This is a genomic window from Pseudomonas frigoris, from assembly GCF_047758635.1.
Lineage (GTDB): Bacteria > Pseudomonadota > Gammaproteobacteria > Pseudomonadales > Pseudomonadaceae > Aquipseudomonas > Aquipseudomonas frigoris.
Map to the genome: position 1 here is coordinate 4709949 of NZ_CP180479.1, position 21828 is coordinate 4731776.

At 61.1% G+C, this 21828-nt stretch carries 27 protein-coding genes; 6 read left to right on the top strand and 21 right to left on the bottom strand.

Annotated features, from left to right (window positions below):
* Positions 1-578: 578 nt before the first annotated feature.
* The 6 genes from ACMXYH_RS21640 to ACMXYH_RS21665 all read left to right on the top strand — a co-directional run bounded on the left by ACMXYH_RS21640 (position 579) and on the right by ACMXYH_RS21665 (position 4553).
* A complete protein-coding gene (locus ACMXYH_RS21640) occupies positions 579-860 on the top strand; it encodes a hypothetical protein (protein WP_415764877.1) in 282 nt (93 codons plus the stop codon).
* 20 nt (positions 861-880) lie between these two features.
* Positions 881-1126: a hypothetical protein gene (locus tag ACMXYH_RS21645; RefSeq protein ID WP_415764878.1), complete on the top strand. Its 246-nt coding sequence runs from the start codon at positions 881-883 to the stop codon at positions 1124-1126.
* A gap of 385 nt (positions 1127-1511) precedes the next feature.
* Positions 1512-2414 carry a hypothetical protein gene (locus ACMXYH_RS21650; protein WP_415764879.1) on the top strand — a complete coding sequence of 301 codons (903 nt, stop codon included), beginning with the start codon at positions 1512-1514 and terminating at the stop codon, positions 2412-2414.
* A 128-nt stretch (positions 2415-2542) separates the two neighbouring features.
* On the top strand, positions 2543-3877 hold the full coding sequence (locus ACMXYH_RS21655) for an S-type pyocin domain-containing protein (RefSeq protein WP_415764880.1): 1335 nt from the start codon (positions 2543-2545) through the stop codon (positions 3875-3877).
* Between the two features lie 7 nt (positions 3878-3884).
* The gene (locus tag ACMXYH_RS21660; RefSeq protein ID WP_415764881.1) at positions 3885-4160 is read left to right on the top strand and encodes a bacteriocin immunity protein; all 276 of its coding nucleotides are present in this window, start codon (positions 3885-3887) and stop codon (positions 4158-4160) included.
* A 150-nt stretch (positions 4161-4310) separates the two neighbouring features.
* Complete coding sequence (locus tag ACMXYH_RS21665) at positions 4311-4553, top strand: hypothetical protein (RefSeq protein ID WP_415764882.1); 243 nt, start codon at positions 4311-4313, stop codon at positions 4551-4553.
* Positions 4554-4638: 85 nt separating this feature from the next.
* Here the strand turns inward: ACMXYH_RS21665 and ACMXYH_RS21670 are convergent, their stop codons facing one another.
* The 21 genes from ACMXYH_RS21670 to ACMXYH_RS21770 form a co-directional block, all read right to left on the bottom strand.
* A complete protein-coding gene (locus ACMXYH_RS21670) occupies positions 4639-5433 on the bottom strand; it encodes a DNA adenine methylase (protein WP_415764883.1) in 795 nt (264 codons plus the stop codon).
* A 150-nt stretch (positions 5434-5583) separates the two neighbouring features.
* Positions 5584-6126, bottom strand: a complete 543-nt coding sequence (locus tag ACMXYH_RS21675) for a lysis protein (protein WP_415764884.1) — start codon at positions 6124-6126, stop codon at positions 5584-5586.
* On the bottom strand, positions 6108-6671 hold the full coding sequence (locus tag ACMXYH_RS21680; protein ID WP_415764885.1) for a glycoside hydrolase family 19 protein: 564 nt from the start codon (positions 6669-6671) through the stop codon (positions 6108-6110). The genes ACMXYH_RS21675 and ACMXYH_RS21680 overlap by 19 nt, the downstream gene beginning before the upstream one ends.
* A 47-nt stretch (positions 6672-6718) precedes the next feature.
* Positions 6719-7762 carry a phage late control D family protein gene (locus ACMXYH_RS21685; protein ID WP_415764886.1) on the bottom strand — a complete coding sequence of 348 codons (1044 nt, stop codon included), beginning with the start codon at positions 7760-7762 and terminating at the stop codon, positions 6719-6721.
* A 94-nt stretch (positions 7763-7856) separates the two neighbouring features.
* Entirely contained in the window at positions 7857-8063 is a 207-nt protein-coding gene (locus ACMXYH_RS21690; RefSeq protein WP_415764887.1) for a tail protein X, read from the bottom strand.
* Positions 8038-8883, bottom strand: coding sequence for a phage tail protein (locus ACMXYH_RS21695; protein ID WP_415764888.1), 846 nt, complete (start codon positions 8881-8883; stop codon positions 8038-8040). Before ACMXYH_RS21695 ends, ACMXYH_RS21690 begins: the two co-directional genes overlap by 26 nt.
* 9 nt (positions 8884-8892) lie before the next feature.
* Positions 8893-11682 carry a phage tail tape measure protein gene (locus ACMXYH_RS21700; RefSeq protein WP_415764889.1) on the bottom strand — a complete coding sequence of 930 codons (2790 nt, stop codon included), beginning with the start codon at positions 11680-11682 and terminating at the stop codon, positions 8893-8895.
* Positions 11683-11832: 150 nt separating this feature from the next.
* On the bottom strand, positions 11833-12429 hold the full coding sequence (locus ACMXYH_RS21705; protein ID WP_415764890.1) for a phage tail assembly protein: 597 nt from the start codon (positions 12427-12429) through the stop codon (positions 11833-11835).
* A 14-nt stretch (positions 12430-12443) separates the two neighbouring features.
* Complete coding sequence (locus tag ACMXYH_RS21710; protein ID WP_120265948.1) at positions 12444-12947, bottom strand: phage major tail tube protein; 504 nt, start codon at positions 12945-12947, stop codon at positions 12444-12446.
* 12 nt (positions 12948-12959) lie between these two features.
* Positions 12960-14126 carry a phage tail sheath subtilisin-like domain-containing protein gene (locus tag ACMXYH_RS21715; RefSeq protein ID WP_415764891.1) on the bottom strand — a complete coding sequence of 389 codons (1167 nt, stop codon included), beginning with the start codon at positions 14124-14126 and terminating at the stop codon, positions 12960-12962.
* Positions 14127-14230: 104 nt separating this feature from the next.
* Entirely contained in the window at positions 14231-14785 is a 555-nt protein-coding gene (locus tag ACMXYH_RS21720) for a phage tail assembly chaperone (protein WP_415764892.1), read from the bottom strand.
* 7 nt (positions 14786-14792) lie between these two features.
* A complete protein-coding gene (locus ACMXYH_RS21725) occupies positions 14793-16592 on the bottom strand; it encodes a phage tail protein (protein WP_415764893.1) in 1800 nt (599 codons plus the stop codon).
* Positions 16585-17196 carry a phage tail protein I gene (locus ACMXYH_RS21730; protein ID WP_415764894.1) on the bottom strand — a complete coding sequence of 204 codons (612 nt, stop codon included), beginning with the start codon at positions 17194-17196 and terminating at the stop codon, positions 16585-16587. Before ACMXYH_RS21730 ends, ACMXYH_RS21725 begins: the two co-directional genes overlap by 8 nt.
* 1 nt (position 17197) lies before the next feature.
* Positions 17198-18079: a baseplate assembly protein gene (locus ACMXYH_RS21735; protein ID WP_415764895.1), complete on the bottom strand. Its 882-nt coding sequence runs from the start codon at positions 18077-18079 to the stop codon at positions 17198-17200.
* Positions 18076-18402 carry a GPW/gp25 family protein gene (locus ACMXYH_RS21740; RefSeq protein WP_415764896.1) on the bottom strand — a complete coding sequence of 109 codons (327 nt, stop codon included), beginning with the start codon at positions 18400-18402 and terminating at the stop codon, positions 18076-18078. The genes ACMXYH_RS21735 and ACMXYH_RS21740 overlap by 4 nt, the downstream gene beginning before the upstream one ends.
* Positions 18403-18407: 5 nt before the next feature.
* Entirely contained in the window at positions 18408-18635 is a 228-nt protein-coding gene (locus ACMXYH_RS21745) for a hypothetical protein (RefSeq protein ID WP_415764897.1), read from the bottom strand.
* 58 nt (positions 18636-18693) lie between these two features.
* Positions 18694-19275, bottom strand: a complete 582-nt coding sequence (locus ACMXYH_RS21750; RefSeq protein ID WP_415767734.1) for a phage baseplate assembly protein V — start codon at positions 19273-19275, stop codon at positions 18694-18696.
* Positions 19276-19304: 29 nt separating this feature from the next.
* Positions 19305-19808 (bottom strand): hypothetical protein, encoded by a 504-nt coding sequence (locus ACMXYH_RS21755; RefSeq protein ID WP_415764898.1) that lies wholly within the window; start codon positions 19806-19808, stop codon positions 19305-19307.
* Entirely contained in the window at positions 19801-20466 is a 666-nt protein-coding gene (locus ACMXYH_RS21760) for a hypothetical protein (RefSeq protein WP_415764899.1), read from the bottom strand. Before ACMXYH_RS21760 ends, ACMXYH_RS21755 begins: the two co-directional genes overlap by 8 nt.
* Entirely contained in the window at positions 20463-20783 is a 321-nt protein-coding gene (locus ACMXYH_RS21765) for a head-tail joining protein (protein WP_415764900.1), read from the bottom strand. Before ACMXYH_RS21765 ends, ACMXYH_RS21760 begins: the two co-directional genes overlap by 4 nt.
* Before the next feature lie 2 nt (positions 20784-20785).
* The gene (locus tag ACMXYH_RS21770) at positions 20786-21781 is read right to left on the bottom strand and encodes a major capsid protein (RefSeq protein WP_415764901.1); all 996 of its coding nucleotides are present in this window, start codon (positions 21779-21781) and stop codon (positions 20786-20788) included.
* Between the last annotated feature and the right edge of the window lie 47 nt (positions 21782-21828).

The window sequence follows — 21828 nt, forward strand, 5'->3', positions numbered from 1 at the left end:
ACATTCCGAAAAAGTTCGCCTCACCAGCCACTCAGGGACGAGCTGATCAGGCTGTGACTAGCAAGGCGAACAAATGAACATTAACTTAATCCAATAATTTGTCTCGCTACTCATGCGCGATCACATCCCCAGCACGCTGCACCACCCTTCTCAGGAATATTGGCACCGTCGGCATCGGTGTGCCCAGCGCAGTTGGAGCATGACTGCTATAGATTGCGGACCTTGAGTCTCGGCAACGCCATCTGCCCATACCATCGCTGCGTCGATTATTTACTGCTAGGCTGAACTGTCCACGAACGATTCGCGACGCCCAATTCAAACCTGCTCCCTTCCCTGCTCTGCAATATCAATGAAAACCAACTTGCCCTCGAGGCTGCCATCCTGGAACTCACCAACTGGGTAGAGCGGCGCGGATCAGACGAGGTCGCCACCAACGTGCGCGGCGCCTAGACCGCCACTCAGAGTGTGGCGACCTTTTCCTGGACGCTGTTTCACACTCCTCCTTACACTGGGCGACCAGTTCCCCAGGTCCTGATTTTACGCAGTGACCGCCCCTCACTCGCAAAGGAACACCGCCCATGACTACCTCTGACAACTTGGCCGCCGATCTGCTGCCCGACGCCGAAACAATCGGCCGACGTCTGGTCGAGCGCCTGACCTCAATCCCGGGTTACGACGCCGTGCTGGGCCTGCTGATCAGCACGCTGTGCACCCGCATCGACCGAGCAGATAACGCGGCGGTGTGGGAACTCTGGCGGTTAGCGCAAGGGCTGCACTACGGCGGCGCCTTTTCGGCCGGCAATTTGGAGCGATTGAAACTGCAATTGAATATGCTGCACCCGAAGTGGTATCAGCAATGAACGCCGATGACCGCAGCAAAATGGATTCCATGCTAGCCACGGGCATTCATCCGTCATTGGTCCTGGACGAGCTGATCGCCCGCTGGAATCGCCGCTGGGCGATGAGCGGGGAAGAGGCGCGCTGCCGGCAGTGCCACGCGCCACAGTGGCCGAGCAATGCCTACGACCCGGTGGCCCATCGCCCCGGATGCGTCCAGTCGGCGGACCTGCCCCCATGGCAGGACCTGGCCGAGCTGCTGCGCACCCTGCCCATGGTGCCGCTGTGATTGGCGAGGCAATTCAGGAAGACGTGCTGCGCGCCCTGTGCAGCAGAACCCGGTGCGCGAATATCTGGTGGCCAAGGTCGACGGAGGCCCGGCTTTGGGGCTGTCGATCCGCCTCGGTGGCAGCGGCGCGCGCTGAGTGCCGGTGCGCTCCAAGCGTGAACCTTTGCGCACCTGGACTAGCCTGACGGCCGTCGGCAAGTTCGCCGATCACCTCGGTCTCAAGGGTTTTGTAAGCCGCTTCGATGCCTAGGGATGGCGCCGCCTGGTCCAGGGCTTCGACGACCCGGATTGACTTACAGCGACTGCTCGTCGGCTCCCCCTCGCCTGATCGTCACGCCTACATTACTGTACATAAAACCAGTATCTGTACAGCGAACTCGCTTTCATGAATTTCGACCAGGCTAAAGCACTGAGACTTCAGCGGTGGCGCTCGACCCTCGACGACCACGACTTTCGAATGCAGAACCCCGAGGCCCACCGCCAGACCCTTCACGCCATGAGCGCGACTTTGGCCGCCGAGGGGTTGATCGATGAACTCCAGCAGTTCGACATGAACGATATGGCGAACGCCGCCTACTGGCATGCCGTGGAGGAATTGCAGACCGCGCCGGCCCGGTACTGCAGCGCTTCTGCCTACGACGTTTTGCAGCGTGGCAATGGCGAGCTATTCGGCTGCATTGGACAGTCAATTTTCTATGCCACAAGCACGCTGGCCGACAGCGCACGATCCTCATACGATGGGAAAATTTACCGCGATGCAGCCGGGGCGAACCTGGTGTTCAACTCATCTGGAAAAGCGGCGAGGATCACCGGGCTTACCTTGACACTGCTGGATGGGCAGCAGTACGACCTCATCGAAACCGGGCGAACAGTCCAAGGTTTCACCTATAAGCCAATCGAGGATCCGGATATCTATCGCGCACTGGTGGACGCCGCCCAAGTTGCCCAAGAATGCCGCGACTTGCGCCTATTCGAAAGAATGCGCCCGCTTCTCGATCTGGCCATGTTCCACACCTGCCCCGCCTGCCTTGATTGCTTCAGTTCGCGAGAAGACTGTCTGACCTGCACTGGCCGAGGGTTTGTAACGAAGCCGGCGGCCCTGCGCCTGGCAGGCAGTGATCGCTATCAGTCATTGGTCACCGGCGTCGGTGATGTCAATAATTCGTTGTGCACGCGTAAGGCCAAGTCGGGCGAGTGTTCCTCCATGACCCGCACCGAGGCTGACGTAGACTCAAAATGCCACCATTCAAACACTCGTGTTAGAGCGGTTAAGATTCACCCCCAGTAGTGACATGGAACACAGGGAAAGCGGAGCCAGCTATTGGGATAAGTCCTACAGCCAGCGCTTGAGCTTCCCGGTAACGTCATTCTGCCCCAGCCTCAGGCCGGGATTCCCAAGGACGAAAAGGAAGCTCAATGAGCGGATACGTACCAAACCCGCCGAAGGGCTACCGCAATAGCGGCGTGGAACCTGTTGATACCCATGCCCAGCGTTGGGCGGAATACAAAGACCTCCCATCGAAGAAAGACACCAAGCCCAACACCGTGGGCTGCGTGTTCGCTAAGAGCTGCGATCTTCCTGATGGCGTTATCGATTACAAGAAACCAGCCGGGTTTATTCCTGTCGAGAAGGTGGCGAGTTACGGCGAGTTCGCCATTCTTGGTGGTCGTGAAACAGACGCAGACGGCAATATTCCCCTCAAAAAGATCGGTGGTAGCGTCTTACCGACTGCACTGGGAACACTCCTACTAGGCGGGGCGGCCACTGCTGCAAGCGCGTCCTGTGGTGGGCTCTGCACTGCTGGAGCTGCTGTTGCCACCGGGACTGCTGCAACCGGTGCGGGTGCTGCTGGTGGTGCCGGGGTAGGTACTGCTGGTGTTGCTGCTGCGGCTGGAACCCTAGGCGGATTGGCTATGTTGCTGTGGTCTTCGAGCTTGGGTGACAGCTCCTTGTACACAGAGGAACAGCTCCAGTCACTCAAGCAAGCCCGAACACGTGTCCGTCTGCACATTGAGCAGCAAGCCGATGGCACCTTGAAGGGATACGGGTACAACACCCAGAAACACGGCGAATGGGAAATGATTCCTATAGTGGAGTTTGTTGTTCAAGACGCCAAGCAAGTGGCTGATTTTGGCGATGGCGTAACACTGATATGGACGCCCGCCGTTGATCCGTCCAGCACCTCAGGAATCCCGCCGTTAGAGGGGGCACCCCAAGCCCCCCAGATTTGGATTTATCCGCCTACCGAACAGGCTGATAACATCATCGTCAACCCGATCTATCCGCCTGAGTACAAGGACTTCATCCTTGTGTTCCCGGCTGGCTCTGGTGTGCAGCCGCTGTATATCGTGATGAATGTTCGCAAGACCCCCGGCACCGTCACAGGACAAGGCGAAGATGTGGCTGGTATCTGGCTTATTGGGGCGAATTCTGGAGTAGGAGTTCCAATTCCAAAAGACGTGGCGGACGCACTGAGGGGACGTGATTTCAATAGCTTTGACACATTCAGGGCCGCACTCTGGAAAGCTGTCTCGGGATCGGCGGCGGCGGACCAGTTCATCGAACAGAATGTTGGGCGTATGCGCACAGGTCGGGCGCCACGCGTACGAAAAGCAGACAGAGTCGGAGGCAGGTTGTCGTATGAGCTGCACCACCTCGAAAAAGTATCGGAGGGTGGCGGCGTGTACGACGTGGATAACCTGCGAATAAACACACCGAGAAACCACATCGATCTTCATCGGAACGAATAGGCCAGACATGACAGACAAACTACTGAAAAACAGTTTCTCAGAGTACACCGAGGCCGAGTTCATCGAACTGCTTGAAGAACTCGCCAAGGAAGACAAAGAGGCCGAAAACGATGATCGTGCAGACTTGCTTTTGTTGCACTTTGAGAAGGTAAGCGAGCACCCAGCGGGGTCAGACTTGATCTACTATCCGGAGCCCGGAGCAGATAACTCCCCCGAGGGGGTGACGCAGATTGTGAAGGCGTGGCGTGTTGCTCAGGGATTACCGGGCTTCAAAGGCGAGTAAACAACTCCACGCACCGAGGGATGGCATACGGGCAGGGGTAAGTCAGATCGGCGCCCATGCCCGTAACGATTCGAACAAAAAGCCCCGCCTCGCTGGCCGCTGGATTAGGCTAAGTGGGCCACTCAAGTACAAGTAACGATAGGCCCCGCCATGAGCCAGACCGAACAAACCTACCAACAACTGCAGGCGCGCATTGCCGAACTGAAGGCGCAGTATCAAACGCTGCAGGACAACTACGACGATGAAGTCCTGTTCTGCGTTAGCGTGCTACGCACTCTTGTTGCTGAAGATTATGATCACTGTGTGACGCTGGTGAATCGAGCTGACTGTTCTGCCGAACGCAAGGCTGACACCTTGCGGTTTATCGCCGACGTCCGTGATGGCTATTGTTGAGCGATTCACACCCCCGACAAAGTCCCATGCCTCTAGTCGCGCACCAAGCGACACCCTGATCCAACGCATCGCAAAACAAGCACCGCTAAAACAGCGCTCCCAGTGCCGCCGGCTCCCAATTCATGATCACCAGCTCGCCGCTGACCTCTGCTTTGCCTTGTCGCTGATTGGTATTGCAATAGCGGATGTCCAAGGTCTCAAAGTGGAAGCCCGCAAAGACACGACGGATATCTGGGTGGTCGTTGATGCTGACCATCACCTTGCCCTTGCAGCGCCGCATGAAGTCGGCCATGCGCTCGTAATTCTCAAACGGAAAGTCCACGCCATAACCAGTGGTCTGCCAGTAAGGCGGGTCCATGTAATGGAAGGTATGGGCGCGGTCGTAACGTTCAGCACATTCAAGCCATGGGAGATTTTCGACGTAGGTGCCGGACAGACGCTGCCAGGCCGCCGAGAGGTTTTCCTCGATCCGCAACAGGTTGATGGCAGGGCCGGTGGTCGCGGTGCCGAACGTCTGCCCGGTGACCTTGCCGGCGAAGGCATGGTGCTGCAGATAGAAGAATCGGGCGGCGCGCTGGATATCGGTGAGGGTTTCGGGGCGGGTCATCTTCTGCCACTCGAACACCTGGCGAGAACTAAGCGCCCATTTGAACTGACGCACGAATTCTTCCAGGTGGTTCTGCACGACGCGGTACAGCGTGACCAGGTCGCCGTTGATGTCGTTGAGGACTTCAACGGGCGCGGCCTGGGGTCGCATGAAGTAGAGCGCCGCACCGCCGGCAAAGACTTCGACGTAGCATTCGTGTGGTGGGAAGAGCGGGATGAGGCGGTCGGCCAGGCGGCGTTTGCCGCCCATCCAAGGGATGATGGGTGTGGACATTGAGAGCAAGACCTTTACTGTATGGATAAACAGGTGCTAGGCTCGCCGCGCTTCGTGCACGGAGTAAGAGCCTTGGCTGGACTTGCAGGGACGATCTGCAGGGACGGCGACCGGGTTGGATGTTGACGCATCCACCCCGGTCGCTCTTTTTCACTTCGGTGTTGAGACTTCTTTGGCGTAGGCCTGACAGGCCGCCAGGGCGATCAGTCCTTGGTCGCCGGCATCGGTGATGCCGATAATTCGTTGAGCATGCGCAGGGTCAAGTTGGGCTCTTGTGGCGCCATGAACCACGCCGCCGGTTGAGGTGGCGGCTGACACTGTGTAGCCACTGGCGGATTCGGTGGCGTCGAGTAGGACTGACAGCCGCAGATCAGCAGTAGCAAGGCGATCACGCAGGCGAGCCTGGTTGGTTTGAGCATCGCTGAGTTCCTTGTAGTGGGTTTGTTCACTGGTCGACAGCCGCTGCTCAAAGGCCAGACGTTTGTCCTGTGCCGTGCGCACCTGGTCAGCGGCGGCGTTGCTGATGGCGATCAGATCGTCCTTGTGCAGGCCGGCCTGTTCGGCGAGTTGTTGGCCGTAGCGCCAGTCCTGAACCTTCCAGGCCGACGCGGCAGATCCGCCGACCAATGCGGTCAGCAGCACGCCAACGGCTAACAACCTGTATGGCGCGGGGATCAGGTCGACGACACGCATAGCACTGCCCTCGCCCGAGTCCAGAGTTGCAGCCGATCTGCCAGGCCGTTGAGACCACCGTTGATCTTGCGGGTGATCGCCTCGAACTCATCCCGATCTGCCAGGGCATTTAGCTCGCATACCCACCAGAACCACGCCGCCGACTCGGCCGCCCATTGCGGCTGCTCGAGCAGCTCAGGGGTGCGCAACAATCGCTCATCGCCGAATAAGGCCAGGCTGCAGCGAAGGTAATTGTTGCGCCCGGTCACCTGGATCAGGCCACGCCCACGATAGCGCTGGCCATCGCCATCCGCTGCCGGGGTGTTGCCCAGTTTCGCGGCCAGATTGCCGGTGTCGTACTTACTCAGGTACTGATCGCCACCCAACTCGCGGACGTACTGCAGCTGGCCAGACTCGTGCCCGACCTGGGCCAGGAACGCCGCCTGCCGCTTCGGTGTATTGATCTGCCGATGCGCCATGGCGGCGTTTAGGGCGGATACAAAAACGCCCGCTTGGCGGCGGGCGTTGGGCATGATGCGTTGTAGCTGTTGCTCCGTAATGGACATACACACTCCTGACATAAAAAACCGCACTCAGGCGGTGGTGGGATGCGTTAAGGCGCGTTGACGCTCACAACCTTGAGCGGCGGTTTAGCTTTCTTCTTACTTTGTGACTTTCCTTTCTTGCCGGCATTGCACTCGACGGCGGTCGACCAGCCGGACTGGGTAAACACCTGCTCGACCGAATCCGCCAAGTACTCGCCATCAAGGCCGACCTTGAAGCCCTGGGCGTTAATCGGCCGCTCGGCAAAGATGTCGGTCCGGCCGGGCATCTCGAACCGCACGTCAGCGGTCGAGCGATTGAACGCCGCCAGACGCGCCTTGGCGGCCGACTCGGCGGCGGTCTTGTTCGGGTAGATATGCCGATCGGAATGCACCGCCGGCAAGCCCTCCGGGGCGTCGTCGTTATCCACGGTGACGACCGAGAGCTTGCCGGTCTTCTTGTCTTGGTGCTTGGTGGCCACGGCCTTGTGCGAGTTGCGATCGCCCAGACTGAACTGCCAGCGACTGAGGTCGCTCTTCGTCAGGGTGATCGCGCCGAACGCCTTGCCGCTGGCCGTCTGGCCGCCTTGACGCGGCATCACCAACAGTTTGCCGTCGGCGACCTTGGCCGTGCAGTCGTACTGTTTGGCCAGGCGCGTGATGAAATTAAAATCCGACTCGTTGAGTTGATCGACCCGGGCGACTTTCGTGGTCACCGGGCACACCGGCTGCCAGCCATTGCGCGCGGCGATGTCGGCCACGATCGTCGACAGCGGCACGTCTTCCCAGCTACCGCTACGAATGGTCTTGCCACTGCCGCGCATGTCGCTGGCCTTGCCCTTGATCACGATGGTGTCCGGCGGACCCGACACCTCGATCGTGTCCACCGCGTAACGCCCCAGGCGCGCCAAGGAGGTTTCGGCATAGCCCAGGTAGATCTCGATCGAGCTGCCTTTCCGTGGCAGCTGCACTTGGCCGTCGCGGTCATCAATGCGCAACTCGAACTCGTCGGACTCCATCCCTGGCTTGTCAGAGGTGCGCAGCAACAACAACCGATCATTGATCTTGGCCGTCACATCGGCGCCATCGGCCACGATTCGAAACATGGGGGTCATGGATTTTGTCCAAAAAAAAGCCCGCTCAAGGCGGGTCAAAAAACACAGGGCCGTTACGCGTATCGCAACGGGCCGCCGGCGGTAGCGCCCGTGGTCAATCCCACAAACTGACCCCTTCCTCGATCGGGCTGGGCAGATCCGGCAGATAGATCACCACGCCGTCGCGGTAGGGCTGAGGTTCATCCGCCAACCCCTGATTGGCATCCAGCACCGCTTCGGTGCTGCCGCTCAGATGGCCATAAACGTTATGGCAAATGACATCGAGCATGTCCCCATCAGACGTTCTGCATGTCGTCGCCATAGCGCCCAAACTCCAGAGTGAACCCTTGTTTACGCGGAATCCCGCCGTGCAAAAACGCGCCCTGCTCCTCGGCGATGGTCTTCAGGCACCACGTCCCAATCACCTCGCCATAACCCGTGGTCAGGGTCAGCGGCTGAAGCCTGGCACCGATGGTGCGCAACGTTTCGAGCTGCTTAAGCCCACCCTTGAAGCCCGGGTAGATCGTGCCTTTGAGCGTGAGCTTTTCCTCTCCCATTCCAATGCCCTGCTGCGCCGGGCGGCGCGACAGGCGTTCCTGGGAGGCCCAGCGGAATTCGGTCGAGCGACTAAGCTCGTCGAAGGCCGCCGTGTCCAGATTGAAGAAATACGGCTGAAGCTTCGGGTCACGCGGCTGAATGATCAGCAGGTGCGGGAACGGCTTCACCGCCTCGGGTGCCGGCGTGGCATCCACGGCAAAGGAACTGGTGGGCACGATGTTGGCCAGCGACGGACTGACCTTGCCGGCGATGTTGTTGATCATCGTCGCCGCCTTGCCCGCCTGTTCCTTCAGCGTACCCAACCGTTCCTGTACTTCGGCGGCCGCCCGGGTCGCCCGGCCGTACACCGCCACCGCCTGCCCGACCTTGGCCTGGGCCGCGTCGACGCCGCGCATCACCCGCTGAAGCTTGGCGCCGATCGCCGGACCCACGAACGGGATGTTTTCCAGCTCGGACGCCGCACCAGTGATTTCACTGATCGCGCCGTTGACCGGGCCGAGCATGCCGTCCGCACTGCGCCGCCCCGCCTCCCCGGCTTCAACCAAGTACTTGAGCCCCGATTGCAACTGTTCCATATACGCCATGCGGCCTCCTTACAGGTGGGGTTCGTCATACAGCTTGGCTGCGTTCTGTTTCGCCGCGTCCGCCATCATCCGCTGCATGTGCGGCATCAGGTCCTGCGCCATACGTTGCGGATCTTTGACGTCACCGTTCACCGTGACCGGCATGCTCAGCGAGTACTGAAACTGCTGCTCCACTTTGGTCGGTGCCGGCTTCTCCGGCTCTTTAGGCTGGATTGCCACCGCCGCCGGCTTGGCCGCCGCCGACACCGCCAACGAACGCGCGACATCACCCAGCACCGGCCCTTGCGGAGTGGCCTCCGAGGCCATCAGTAACGCGCCGGAGCCCTTCGCTCCATTGAACGATTGGCCCATGCTGGCCAGACTCGGCACCACCGGCCCCGGGCGTGGCGCCATCAGCAACGGCGTGGCCGGAGCGCCCGGCTTTTCCTCGCCACCCCCAAACACCGACTTGCCCACGGCGCCGCCCAACATCTGGCCGCCCTGACTGCCGAGATAGGCACCAATCAAGCCACCGATCGCGGTGCCAATAATCGGCACCACCGAACCAATGGCCGCCCCCGCCGCCGCGCCGGCCATGGTGCCCGCCAGCGAACCGGCGGCCTCACCGTAGCCCTCGGCCTTTTCGTCCTGCGTCTTGGCGTTCTGGTAGGTATCGAGCGCCATGGCGCCGGCGTCCATCAACGCACCGCCCGGGATCAGCTTGCCGAATTTGCCGGCCGTTCCCGCCACCGCCCCCAGTCGGGACAGCGCGCCCGCACGCGGCACTGGCGGCACCGGAATCGGCGGCCGAGGCGGCGCGGGCGGACCACGGCGCCGCGAAGAGCTGCGCCCCCGGCGCCGGCGACCACCCGGGCCACCCGCACCACCGGCCTGCGCGCCGCCCAACGCCGAGGCGTTGACTACAAAGACCTTTTTAACGCCGTCACCGCCAGCGGCGTCGTCACCGCCCCCGGCCGCGTCCTTGACCAGCGACACCAGTTCCAGACCGGTCGACACCACATCCAACTTGCCGGATTTCTTGCCGCCCTCCGCGTCGTCGTCACCGCCCCCGGCCGCGCCCTTGAACGCCGCCACCGCCTTCAACCCAGTCTCCACCAGCGACAACGCCTTGCCGGTCTTGCCCTTGGCGCCTTCGCCGTCACCGCCGTCCTCGGGGTTGGTGACAAAGACCTTTTGCACCGCGCCGGCCTTGCCACCGCCCAGCGAACCGCGCGCCAGGTTGAGCAGCCCTTTACCCATCTTGAATGAACTGAACAGGCCCGTGAGCGTGACCAATCCCCCACCGACCAACGCGATCCCCGTCACCACCCCGGGCGCGCTGTCAGACATCGAGGTAATGCTTTTGGTGACCTTGGTCAGCGCCTCGGCCACCGTGTCCGTGACCGGGCGCAGGGCGTCCCCCACGCTACGCATGGCGTCATCCATCGACTGCGCCATTTCGGCCCACTTCTGCGACGACGCCTCACGCCGCTCGCCGAGGTTTTTGTCGAGGATGCCGGTGGCATCGCGCGAATCGTTTTTAAGCTGGCTGTACAGCGCCTTGTTCTGCATGAACGCCGACAGCGCGGCCTTGACCTGCATGTCAGCGAACAGGTCGCCAGTTTTCAGGGACTCTTCCAGCGAGGCCATCATGGCCTTGGCTTTCTCCGGGTCGGCTTGCTGGCTGATTTCGGAGGTCGCTTTGGCCATCGCCGCCGCGCGCTTCGGATCGGTGGCCTGGATGTATTTCTGCGCCAACGCCATGCTGGTTTCCAGCGTGGACATGCCGTTTTGCAAACCGGTTTGCATCGAGCCCTTGTAGTCGATACCGGCCTTTGCATACGCCTTGACGGTCTCGCCGGAGCCGATTTTTCCCATCCAGTTTTTGAGGTTGTTGGCCGCCTCATCGGCGCCGCCGGCCGACTTCATCTGCACTTGCAGCATGGCGCCCAACTGCGTCACCGCATCCATGCCGGTGATGCCCAGGCTGCCCATGTTGGCCAACAGCTCAGGAAACCATTTCGCCATGTCGGCCGCTTCAAAGCTGCCCGCCTGCCCTTGATAGGCGATCGCTTCCAGCGCTTGCTGCATCTGCTTGGGGTCGGTGATCTTGGCGTTTTGCCCCAGGGCGTTGATCATCTTCGCCGTGTCGACACCGCTGGACCCCTGCCCCACGACAAACTTGGCCGCGACCGGCGCATATTCCAGGGCCTTGCTCAATTCCATACCGGCGCCAACCAACTGGTTGACCACGTCGGCCACGTCGTTGCGCGCCATCCCGGTATCGCGCGAGGTGGCGATGATCTTTTGCGACATCTCCTTTTCTTGCGGCTTGTTGGCAATGCCGGCCTTGATCGCGATGTCACGCACAATGGCGCCAAAGTCCGCGCTGACCTTGGTCGGCACCGCCATAGAGCCCACACCGATGACAGCGGCGCCGACCGCTTTTTTCATGGCGGCCTTGCCGGCATCCAGCTGCTGATGCCCCTTGGCCCTCAGCTCGGCTTTATTGGCCACCTGCCCCATGGCCCGATAGGACTTCTCCAGACGCCCGACTTCGACGCCCTGCTTTTTCAAGCTGTCGAGATTGGAGTTCAACCGGCCCAGCAGCTTGGACGCCCCAGCGGAACCGCTGTCGTGGGCTTTTTTCCACTCATCGCGCAAGCGAATGGTGTCGCCGATCGCACGCTGCAGCACGCGTGCCTTGCCCCCTTCCGCCTCAAGGCGCTTGATGCGCCCCGTTACATCTTTGAACGCGGCACCGACCGTCGAACTGACGGCGCCGCCGATCACCAGCCCGAGGGCGAGTTTGTTCGCCATGTCATGGCCCCCATTTGCACAGCCTTACCGAAGGCGGCTCAATCCGTGAGCCACCACACCATCTCAGCAAACGGCATCGACTGAATCTCAGCGGCGGAAAATCCGGTTTCCGCCGCCAGACGTTTCGCGGCCATTTTTATGACGCCGGGGTCAAACCCCGTTGTCTTGGTCCATACGAAAATAGGCGGCCTGCAAGCGGTTGAAATCCACCAGCTTCAGGCCCTCCAGATCCGCAACAGGCGCATCGGCCAACGCGGCGAACAACACCAGCTCGCGCTGCTCGTCATCACCGCCCGCCTCACGATTCGCCGCACGCACGTCGCGCACGGTCGGGGAGCGCAAGGCCACCTTGTCGACCGACACCCCGTTGATTTCGCTCGGACAGGACAACGTGACCAGCACGTTGTCGGTGGTGACCGACAACCACGCCGGCACCGACGTCGAGTAATCGGTATCGGGCGCCAGGCGCGAATAGGCCGCCTGTACACGGCGATAGTCCACCAGCTTCAGGCCTTCCATATCCTTTAGGCCGACCTCGGCCAAACCCGCGAACAACATCAGCTCGCGCTGCTCCTCGTCCCCGCCAGAGGCGCGATCGGCCGCGCGCACTTCGCGCACGGCTGGGGCCCGCAAGGTCAACGTCTCGACCTTGATCCCGTTGGCATCGCTGGGACGCGAGAGCGTCACGACGGCGCTCTCAGCGGTGACGGCCAGCCAGCTCGGCAGTTCTTTATCAGTTGCTTTCATCTGGATCTATTCCCTTACATGCCGAGCGCGGTGCGCACTTCGGCGAGCTGGTCTTTGCCGTCGATCACCTGAATACCGGCGACCATGTCGATTTCGTACATCAGGCGCCCGTCGATTTCGAGCTTGTAGTAAGTGACTGCGATGGCGTGTTTGATCTCGGCCGGATCACCGGCTTTCCAGTCGCCCAGGTCGACCTCTTTGAGCCGGCCGCGCAGGGTGGCGACCACCGCCGTCACGGCGCCCTTTTGCCCCTTGAAGGCACCACGGAACGTCGCATTGAAGGCCGTGCCATCGGCCAGACCGAAGTACTTCAACGACTCACGGCGCACGCCCTTGGTGACAAAGGACGCCTCCATTTTTTCCAAGCCCTGATCCATCTCGATGGCACCGGCCATGCCGCCACCGCGATACTCGTCGGTCTTGGTGGTCAGCTTGGGCAGGGTCAGGTTCGGCACGTCGCCGGAAAAGCTCACGCCGTCAACAAACAGGTTCGTGTTAAACAAAGTTTGAGGAATCATTGACTAGGCCCCTTAGGCTGCTTCAAGAACTTCGGTCATCCATTGATCGGTGACTTCGAAAAGGAAATTCGGGTTTTCAGCCGGCGGCACGTCGGTAAAGCGAATGCGCCAATAGACTTTGCCCTGGGCGATTTGGCTGGCGGTGTTCAACTCGGTGTCCGGGTACACCTCGAAGTTGATGATTGCGCCCTGGGCTTTCAGGTCGCGCATGAACGCTTCCAGGCCGTCGGTCACGTCCTTGACGTAGGTCTTGGTGATCGAGCGGTCAACGGCCCATTTGTGGCCGGCCTGCACGGCATCCATGAGGATGAACAGTGTGCGCACGCGGGTGACGAACGCCCATTTCGGATCGCTCGACAGCGTGCGGTTGCCCCACAGGCGATAACCGTCATCACGGATGATCGTCGCGATATTGGCGTTGTTCAGCAGGTTGGCCCGGCACGTCAAGTCGCCGTCCAGGTACTCGACCGCTCGAGTCGTGCCGGTGATGCCGACAAACTCCTTGTTCGACGGCGACGCCCAGAAGCCGTATTCCGCATCGGTCCAGGCAAACAAGCCCGCCGCCCAGGCCGAGCCCGGGGCATCGACCGTCTGGCTCAGGCCGGTGTCCCAGTACTGCACGCCCGGATCAACCATGAACAGGTTGCGACTGCCGAAGTTGTCGGCGTAGGCCATGGCGGCCTCGTCCGTGGTGCCAGGCCCGTCGATAATGCCGATGGCGCGCAGCTTCTGCGCCAAGCCATCGAGCGCCGTGGCCACCGCCTGCTTGGCCGTGTGCCCCGGCGCGATCAACAGCCGCGGCTGAGCGTTAAACAGGCTTTTGCCATCGAGCAAGGCCTGAAGGCCGGTGCGCTTACCGGAAGCCAGAACCCCGCCAATGATCGCCGAGGTTTGCAGCGCGGCGTCTTCCAGCTTCGGCACACCGATGGCGACAATCACCGCCTTGGCCCTGGTGTAGATCGCCTGACAGGCCTTGGTGATCGCCGAATCGGGACCGAAGGCGGCAATGGCTTCGCGCTCGGTGGTGATCAACTTCAGCTCGCCGGCCAGGGCCGTACCGCCGCCGAGGATGCCCGGGGTGAAGGTGTCGCACAGTCCGATAATGGAAGACGACGGCAAGGAAATAGTGCGCGCCCCGGTCTTGATATCGGTGGTCGTAACGCCGTGAAAGAAACTCATAAAGCTCAATCTCCAGAAACGAAAAAGCCCCGCATAAGCGAGGCTGTGAGGGATGTTCGTGTTACGCGTAACGGAAAAGAAAACGCCCCGTCAGTGCGGGGCGTTTATTGGGGTTGGTCAGCGATCCATGCCGGGGGCTGGGGGCGGCCCGACTGATCAGGGAACAGCGTCACATTCGGCCAATCACGCAACGCCTGGCGGTAGGCATACAGGCCGGATCGCTGTTCAGCGGTGATCGGGTAATCCGGCATTGCCAGATAGTCAGTCGCGGCAACCTGTACATTGCGCCACGCTCGTTCGCCCGCTTGCGCCGCTGCAATCTGCGCCGCCTCATCCAGAACCCAATCCCCACCGGCCCACACATAGAACTGACCCGGTCGGGGTTTGGCGGTCAGTCCTTCGGGCAGATCGCCAAGCTCGAAGTACTCTTCCTCGGCGCCGGTATCCTTGTGGTAAACCATGCCGCGATAGTCGGCCAATAGTTGCGGCTCCCCCTCGACCAGCACCCATACGTGGCCAGCCTCGGGCGGGCTCAGAGGCTTTTCCAGCTGGACGGTATTGCCCGGCAGATACTGGCCAAATCCCGGAACCTCGGGAAACGCTGACAACTCAAACGGCCCGTCGAGGATGCCCAGCGGGTCGAACAAATAGATATTCATTAGCACCTCAGATCACTTTAATTCGGCCCGGATAGGCGATGTTTTTCGGGACCGTCTCAGCGCCGCCAGCGGCGCCAGTGCTGCCACCAGTCGGGGTGGCATAGGTGATGCTCCCGCCGCCCATCGCCTGCGTGCCGTAGCCTGTGGACGATGCATAGTGGGCGTGACTCTTGAAATCATCGAGGCGATAGCTGCCCGCCACGCGGCCCGGATCGATCCCGGCCGACTCGTCAAGGGGTCGGAAGAATTTACCGCGCGCATCTGGACAGCGGAACGTGGTCGCGCCATCGCCCGAGGTCCAGCCGCCCTCCATACCCGCACGAGCGGCTTCCGTAGTCAGCATTCCCGACTGCTGAGCGTGGTCCCACAACCATGGCCAATCGGCACGAATAAAGACGGCATTGCCTAACGGAGCGTGACCACCCGGATTTAATACGGTCGTTGTTTCAAACACGGGCCGCCCGAGGGCCGTACCGTCTAAGCGCGCAATCGGTATCCAGTTACCCTTGCCATCACTGCGCAAATGCCAATAATCCCCGGCCCCCATCAGGTAAAAAAATGGATAGCCAGCCGCATTCAGATGGGTATGAAACTTGATTTTGTTGCCAGCGGCCGCCTTGATCACCAACCGGTTGGTGGTGTTATCGACCCGGCGCACCACCACACCACGAACACCCAGCGCTGAGTTGGCGTCGGGCAGCTCAACCGTCAACGCCCCCGCGCTGGCATCAATCAGGACAACCCCCAACTCGGCCGCCACCAAGGACCTTGAGGTGTTGACCTCCACTAAAGGGATTTGGCCAGTGCCGTTAATCAAGTCGATTGTTTCGGTTTTGGTGAAGGCGTCCGTGATCCCATAACCGGCCAGCGTGGTCGGATTGGTCCCGCCTACCACCCGACCGTATTTGTCCACGGTCACACTGCGGTACGTTCCGGCATTGATACCGGTGCGCCCGGCCGCCATTTCAAACAGCAGATCCGTCACGCCCAGGACAATCGGCGCGTCCGTCACCAGTTGCCAAATGCTGTCGCCGTTGGTGGTGCCGCGCTCGACATGCACCAACAACCCGGGCGTTACTTCCAGACTGCTATCGGCATCCGCGCTACGCGTCCACACACCCGCCGCCGACACGCTGTACAGGCCGTTGTCCTTGGGCACGGGCTGATTCTTCACCAACACCCGCACGTCAGCGCTCAAGGCCACACCATCAATGGTCTGAAGGCCGCTTAACACCACAGGGGCGGTGGTCGCCACCCGCACCGAGTACTTAAAGTCCTGCTTGCCCAGCTCCTCCAACACCTTTTGATCGACGTAGTCGCGTACCCCAAACGCCTTTTGATCGACGTACTCACGCGTCGCCAACACCACCGAGGGATCGATTTTCAATTGAATGTTCGAGGTGCCGCTGGTGATGATGTGCATCCGCACCACCTGGTTGCGCCCCGAGTTCTGAGCCAGTTGCGGCTTGTAGCTCGGAGCCACATTGGATACCGCAGAAAACACGCCATCCTTGTCCTCGAGCGCCAATTCCCGGACCCACCAACCACCGACATCAGGTGGCAACACCAACTCGGCTACCAGTACCTTGTCGTCGGTTGGGGACACGTAAAGCTGATTTAACTGGGCGCGATAGACCTGATTAACTAGCTTCGTCTGCGAGGGATCAGGAACTGGATCAGTTCCATTTGCATCGCCGATCAGCATGAAACGTGGTTCCCAGGGAATCCCCAAGGCGTCGCAATTGGTTTTCTTGGCGGCGCCAAGCAAGGTCAGCATGCCGCCAAAAATAGTGTTTTTATCAACCATGGGGATACACATCCATTTCGTCGAGAATGTAATGGCTAAGGCCGGTGTAGCCCTGAACCACCACGTCGATATCCGGGTTGTTCCAGGGGTAAACATCAATTTCATCGCCGTCGTAAACAGCGACGCCCACGTAAGCATCGACGTGGCTTTCAAGTACAATGTCCAACCCCACCAAGTGCCGGGTGACGGGCTTGGCGTCGTCAATCAGGCGTTCCAGCTCCTGATACATTTCCTCGGTGATCCCGGTATCCAGAACACCGACCTTCAGCGCAAAGGTGCCCGGCACGCCCGGCGGCACGGTGTTGAACCACTCGATAATCTCGATCAGGTAGCCCAAGGGCTCGACCACCCGGCGCAGCGCACCGATGGTCCCCTTGTGGGCATGGATGTAGTAAGAGGCCTTAATGGCGGCGCGCTTGGTCGCCTCGGTCCATCGGTAGTCCCAGCGATCCACCGACCACGCCCACGCCAGATGCGGCAGCAGATGCACCGGACAGGTATCGGCGTTGTAGAGGTCGCGCAGCGGGACAATCGTTTTCTCGAAAAACGTGGCCTCCATGGCCCGTTCCAGTTGCGTGCTGTTGAGCGGCAGTAGGCTTTTCATATCAGCCCGCCAGCGTCACGGTGAAACCCGTACAGAACGCCGCCTGAGCCTTGGTCGGGGCCAGATCCTGCCAGCCGGGCAGCTCAACCCGGGAAACGCCGGCAACATGCACCTGAGCATCGACGGCGGACCGCGCCACCTCAACGCCCAGCCGTTTGCGCGGATTGATCCAGGCCGACAGGCGTCTGTTCGCCTCAGCCAAACCGGCATCCGCTTCGGGGCCGGCGCTGGCCATGTGCAGAATCGCGTTAATTTGGTAGCGGATCACCTGTGCGCTCTGCACCGTCACCCGGTCCCCTAGCGGCCGCACGTCGTCGTCATTCAGCGCGGCGGCCACCGTGGCCAGCAGCTCCGGCGGCGCCTCGCCTTCCCCCTCCAGACCCAGCACCGTTACCGTAACGCAACACGGTGCTGGGCTTTCGGCCGTGGCATCCGCCACCAACCCCGAAGCGTTGCGAGCGTGCAGGATGTAGCTGTTACGCGGGCCGGCCGTGGTCAACCCTTCATAGGCCAACTGGATACGCTCGCGAAACGGGTCATCGTCCTCCTTGACCTCCGGCACCGGTGGCACCGCCAGCAGATTCTCGGTTTGAATGACCAGGCGCTTCAGATTGACGTTGGCCCCCAGATGATCGAGGTCGCCCTTTATCGCGTGTGCCAGCAATACCGCCTTGCCGGCGTCATTGACCCGGGCGCGGTTGCCGACCTTGATGTACGCGCCGACCTCCAGCACCTTAGTCACCGGATCACTTTCAAGGGCAGCGGTCCAGTTGCCGCCCATGTACCCGCGAAAAACCCCCAACCCCTCCTGATAAACCTCTTCGAAGTCCAGAGGCTCCAACACAGTCGGCGCCGGCAGCGACGACAGATCCACGATACTCATACGGCTACCTCCAACGTGACGCCGTCGCCCAGGTACTCGCCGACAATCTTCAGGTTGATTTGCCCGCCAATAACGGAAATGACGCGCACCTGATCCAGTTTCAAACGCGGCTCCCAGCGCCCCAGGGCGCGGGCGACTTCAGCCTGTACGGCGCTTTTCCAGCCCTCGTTAACGGGCAAGTCAATAAACCGCCGGAGCTTGCTGCCGTACTCCGGCCGATGCCGGCGGCTGCCCAACGGCGTGCCCAAAATGTCTGGAATGGATTGCCGCAAGTGCGCGATGCCGGAAATGGGTTGGCCGGTGTGGCGATCCATTCCGATCATCTAAATCACTCCTTCGCGGGCTCAAATTCGGCGTTGGCTTTCAGGAACTTGACGGCGTCGGCATCGGACACCAGAACCTCTACCAGCGCCTTGCTCACCGGCAGGGTGCGGTCGGTTTCAGGAATGATTAGGGTGCGCGACGTATAGACCTTGTCGCGAAACTTCAGCCGCTCCGGGGTCAGCTCAGGCGCCGCCTGTTCCTCGCCGGCAAGCGTTGTGGTGGTCTTGGCCATGTCTATTTTTCTCCAGGCATGAAAAAGCCCGCACTCGGCGGGCTGGATGGATTAGAAATCAGTGCGTGTGATGGTTGTCGCTGAGTCCGGCAGCCATAATCGTGGCCGCCCCGGTAATAGCCTTTGTAGCGTGCAATGTTCCGTCGACAACCACCGCACCGGTCAGCTTGATCGCCGTCGATTTAAGCGTGATCGAATCAGGCGTTAGCGCCGCCTCGGTGCCCCCGACTTTGGCCATCACGGCGTTATCCGTTACGACGACCTCGGTGCTGCCGACCTTGATGGTGACCGTACCGCTGGGCAAGGTGATGGTGTAGTTCTTGGCCTGCCAGTCGTAGACCAGCGAGCCACCATCGTCGAAGCGCCAAACTTCCACATGGTCGCGGTTATCCGGTGGTGCGCCAGCGTTGCCATACAGGCCCGGGATAAACGTGCCCTGTGACACGTCTCCGCTGGCACTGATCAACGCCCCCTGCTCGCCCATGGTAGGCGCCCGCCAGTGCCTGGCCTTGCCGGCGGCGATGCTGTGCCAGCGCACCCACGCGCTGATCCACTCACCATCCGAGACGCGACACGCCGGCGGGGAGGCGGTCAGGTCCAGGGCGACCACATAACAATCCTTGACCACCCCCGCCAGCATGCGGTCATGCTGGGCACTTACGTAGCTGCTCACAGGTCCTCCGGGCTTACCGGGCCGTCACCAGAATCGAACACCAGCGAGCCCGGCGGCTCATCCGGCCAAGGCCACTCCTCAGTGCCGATGTAGATCTGCTGAGTCCATTCCACCAGCCACACGGTGTATCCATCCAAGTGCGGCTGGGTCCAGTCCTGCAGCGCTTGCACAAACTCGGCGGGTTCAACTGCTAACCCCCACGTCTGCGCGCGCAGCAGCATCGCCAACTGGGCCGCCAATTGCACCGCTTGCTGGTGATGGTGGGGCTTGATCGGGTCGACGATGATGCGCGCCTCGAACTTGCAGACCAACGATGTTTCGCCCGTGCCGAGGTCGGTACCTGGCTCCATCTCCGCCAGCTCCAGAAACACAGCTGGAAGCGCAACGCGATCTGAAACGTTCGGCCAGGCTGTGACAGCCTGAACGCCCGGCAGGTGGGTACGCAGATGCTGTTCAACCGCCCGATAGAGCTGGTCGAGGCTGAAGGGTTCATCAGACATTGCCTATCCTCTTGAGGTACTTCTGCAGCTCAAAGTTAAGCTCCTGTTTCAGGATCTCCAGCAGGCGCTCATCCGCCTTTTGTACCCAGCTATCGAAGTGTGGCCGCGCCTGCTCCAGCGAGACTTTCGCCTTGGCCAACGGAAAGCGACTGCCATTTTCCGCCACCCACCCCGAACTCGGCCCGCGACTCGGTGACACCGCGCTGTCCGGGTAGTCGTCCGCGTTGAAGTGCTTACTCGCCGTGCGAATCCAGATGTCGGGCTTGTTGCCGTAGACCTTCTTGAGGAACGCGCCCTGGTACCGCCGCCCGGCTACCGACACGCCGCTGCCGGTCTGCCGTGCGCGGCCGATCCGGCTGGACTCGATGGCGTTTAGACCGAACCACAGCTTGCCGCTGGAAGCCCCGCCGGAAACCGGGTAACTGCGCAACCGTTGGCGCACCGCCGCAACAGCGATGCGCTCCTGCCGGCTGACGGCTCGGGCGATGTGCGTGCGCAACCAACCCAACGTCTTGTTGATCGCGCGTCGGTGCGCCGTTGCCGCAGCCTTGGGTACCAACTTGGCAAAATCCTGAAACGCCTGAAGGTCCGTAGCCGAGGACTGGATAGAAATCATCCCGCCGCCGGCCGAAGGTTTGAAATAGCTACCGACACTCATGGGCGCATCCTCAGAATCAAGGCGACCAGGCCGTCGCCGCTCGGCTCCAGCTGAAACAAGTCGTAGTCACCACCGCCATCCAACACGGGCAAATCGATACTGACCAACATGCCGGGCTCCAGGCCCTGCGAATCGCTGACACGGATCTCGAAGCGAGGCTCACGCAATCCGGTGTTGAGCTTGCCGAACTTCGGTTGCAGCCAAGGGGCGGCAAACATACCGAACACCGGATCTTCGCGACCCTCGATCCGCGCGGTGTCGCCCAGCGTTTCGAACACCACCGCGTCGACCTCGGCGATCAGATCGCGAAAGCCCATGGTCAGAGCTCCAGGAGGATCTGGGCGCGAGGTCGGGTGCACAGGTGCAGCGGGTTGGACTGGGCTTCACCGGCCATGCCTTTGTTGAACGGCAGCGGCTCGATCATGCTGTAGTAGGGAATGCCCTGCGTGTTGACCGTTTCCATGTAGTCCGCGGGAGCAAACACCGAGATGTACAGATCCGGCACACCCTCTGGGACCAGCAGCGCCTTGTCGTCGTGGACGAAAGACACACCTGCCACTTTGCCTCGGTAGCGCTCCCAGATAATGCCGCCGAACTCGAAGCTCTCCCGAGCGTCACCACGCAAGGCCGCTGCCTGCTGGCTGTTGAGGTAGGTGTCCTTGACCGACTTGTGAACAATCAACTTGTTCCAGAAGTTCTTGCCGCAGAAGGCGCGAGAGCCAGTGCTGGTCACACTGCCCAGCGCGTCTTCTTGCATATCCAGTGCTTCACCGCATTTAACCCGCAACTCAGTGCCTGGGTCCGCCAAGCCCATGGGCAGCTTCTGACGCTGCACACCGAAGCGGTCGTAAAGGTCCAGCAGTACCGTCGAACCGTCGGCATCAAGGATCAGGCCGTTGAGCGCGCCCATGCGCTGGAACTCGTGGGTCGCATCCAACTGCCGACGCGCTTTGGCCAGCCGGGCATTGACCACGTCTTGCACCGCCTGCAGCTCGGTGCGAGTACCGAAAGCACGAATGCCCTGGATCTCGTCGGCCTTGATGGTGAAGCGCTCCGGCAGGTGGACGGTGTTGAACGGGATCAGGTTGCGCTTGCTGGCCGCGACTACCAGGCCAGAGCCACCCCGCTCACCGGCAGGCACCAGTGCCAGGGTGTCGCCGTCCTTTTCGATCTGTACGGTCAGGGTGGTGATGCCCTCCTCGCGGAACAGGCCCAAAGCGCTGATGCGCCCCGGCAAATAGGGTTGATCGTTGAGTGCAGCAGTCAGCGCAGTGACGGTGAACGCTTCGTCGTCAAAAATGGCGATCTCGGCCATGGGTACTCTCCAGAAATGAAAAAACCCGCTCAAGGCGGGCTGGGTAA